Below are 1,851 nucleotides of genomic sequence, written 5' to 3'. Positions count from 1 at the left end.
CGGTGCATCTGCTGCGCACCGGTTACAAGATTCGCCATTGAGTCACCATGACTCTTTTTGTTTGCCCCCCTTCTCCGGCCCCTGTGGCCGGGGCTACGCAGGCCGCGACAGCGGCACTGCGCGAGATCTGACATGACAGCCGACCAACTCAAAGCCATCATCAGCGCAGGCCTGGCCTGCGAACTCCTGGAAGTCGAAGGTGACGGAAGTCACTGGTACGCGACCATCGTCAGCACCGCGTTCGCAGGCCAGCGCCCGCTGCAGCGCCAGCGCCTGGTCTACGCCACGCTGGGTGACCGGATCCAGACCAATGAAGTCCACGCGCTGTCGATGAAGACTTTCAGTCCCGCCGAGTGGGCCAGCCGGGCCTGAAGCCCGCGAGCAACGCTTTCGCGCCTGCGTTCAAGGCCGTTTCAACTTTTATTTGGGCCTACCAGCCATGGACAAACTCCTGATTCGCGGCGGTCATCCGCTGCACGGCGAAGTCTCGATTTCCGGCGCCAAGAATGCCGCCTTGCCCGATCTGTGTGCAGCGTTGCTCACGGCCGAGCCGGTGGTGCTGCGCAATGTGCCGCGTCTGCAGGACGTGTCGACGATGCTCAAGCTGATCCGCAACATGGGTGTCGAAGCCGAGCATGCGGCCGACGGTTCGGTGCGCATCGATGCGAGCCGCCTGTCCACGCCCGAAGCCCCCTATGAACTGGTCAAGACCATGCGCGCTTCGGTGCTGGCGCTGGGTCCGCTGCTGGCGCGCTTCGGCGAAGCCACGGTGTCGCTGCCCGGCGGCTGCGCGATCGGCTCGCGTCCGGTCGAGCAGCACATCAAGGGCCTGCAGGCCATGGGTGCGCAGATCGTGGTCGAGCACGGCTACATGATCGCCAAGCTGCCCGCGGGCCGCACGCGCCTGCAGGGCACGCGCATCACGACCGACATGGTCACCGTGACCGGCACCGAGAACTTCCTGATGGCCGCAACGCTGGCCGAAGGCGAGACGGTGCTCGAGAACGCGGCCATGGAGCCCGAAATCGTCGATCTGGCCGAAATGCTGATCAAGATGGGGGCGCGCATCCAGGGCCATGGCACGAGCCGCATCACCATCCAGGGCGTGGAGCGCCTGCATGGCTGCGACCACCAGGTGGTCGCCGACCGCATCGAGTCCGGTACGTTCCTGTGCGCCGTCGCGGCCACGGGCGGCGACGTGGTGCTGCGCCATGCGCGTGCCGACCACCTCGGCGCCGTGCTCGACAAGCTGCGCGACGCGGGCGCGCAGATCGAGGAAGTCGCCGGAGGCCTGCGCGTGAAGTCCGACGGCCGCCTCAAGGGCCAGAGCTTCCGCACCACCGAATACCCGGGTTTCCCGACCGACATGCAGGCCCAGTTCATGGCGCTGAACGTGATTTCCCACGGCGCGGTGTCGGTCACCGAAACGATTTTCGAGAACCGCTTCATGCACGTCAACGAACTGGTGCGCCTGGGCGCGAAGATCCAGATCGATGGCAAGGTGGCGCTGGTCGAAGGCGTCGAACGCCTGTCGGGCGCGACCGTGATGGCGACCGACCTGCGTGCTTCGGCCAGCCTGGTGATCGCCGGCCTGGTCGCGACCGGCGAGACCGTGGTCGATCGCATCTACCACCTCGACCGCGGCTACGACTGCATGGAAGCCAAGCTGCGCGCGATTGGCGCCGATATTGAAAGAGTCTGATGATTACCCTTGCCCTGTCCAAAGGCCGTATTTTTGAAGAAACCTTGCCCCTGCTGGCCGCGGCCGGCATCGAGGTGCTCGAGGATCCGGAAAAATCGCGCAAGCTGATCCTGCCGACCAACCAGCCCGACCTGCGCGTGGTGCTGGTG

Annotated in this window: 2 protein-coding genes and 1 pseudogene; all 3 read left to right on the top strand. The window is 65.5% G+C overall.

Annotation, left to right across the window (positions count from 1 at the left end):
- Positions 1 to 132 precede the first annotated feature (132 nt).
- Positions 133 to 372 (top strand): BolA family protein, encoded by a 240-nt coding sequence (locus D3H34_RS32250; RefSeq protein WP_119558824.1) that lies wholly within the window; start codon positions 133 to 135, stop codon positions 370 to 372.
- Between the two features lie 67 nt (positions 373 to 439).
- Positions 440 to 1,702, top strand: coding sequence for a UDP-N-acetylglucosamine 1-carboxyvinyltransferase (murA, locus tag D3H34_RS32245; protein WP_119558823.1), 1,263 nt, complete (start codon positions 440 to 442; stop codon positions 1,700 to 1,702).
- Positions 1,702 to 1,851, top strand: a pseudogene (gene hisG, locus D3H34_RS34845) (ATP phosphoribosyltransferase); the annotation flags it as partial. The gene murA and the pseudogene hisG, both read left to right, overlap by 1 nt.

It is taken from the genome of Acidovorax cavernicola (assembly GCF_003581445.1).
Note: the sequence above shows the minus strand (reverse complement) of the source record. Positions and strands in the feature narration are given on the sequence as shown.